This window comes from Escherichia sp. KCJ4928 (assembly GCF_004352695.1).
Taxonomy (GTDB): Bacteria; Pseudomonadota; Gammaproteobacteria; order Enterobacterales; family Enterobacteriaceae; genus ECMA0423.
Window position 1 is genome coordinate 1 of record NZ_SJWV01000870.1, and the last position, 248, is coordinate 248.

Here is a 248-nt window from a genome sequence, read left to right on the forward strand (position 1 = left end):
GCCGCGCATGTTCCTCATCCGTGACCCGTATCGTGAGCATCCTTTCGCGTTTCACCGGTATCATTAAAAACCTCCGACAGACTCCCCACACATGGAGAAACAGAACTGTGACTAAACAGGAAAAAACCGCCCTTAACATGGCCCGCTTCATCAGAAGCCAGACGCTGACCCTGCTGGAAAAACTGAATGAACTTGACGCCGACGACCAGGCTGACATCTGCGAAGCGCTTCACGACCACGCCGACGAG

Annotated in this window: 1 protein-coding gene; it reads left to right on the forward strand. The window is 54.0% G+C overall.

Annotation, left to right across the window (positions count from 1 at the left end; all coding sequences use genetic code 11):
* Positions 1-107: 107 nt before the first annotated feature.
* On the forward strand, positions 108-248 hold a 141-nt coding region (locus E0D98_RS27180), incomplete at its 3' end, for a Rop family plasmid primer RNA-binding protein (RefSeq protein ID WP_101196755.1).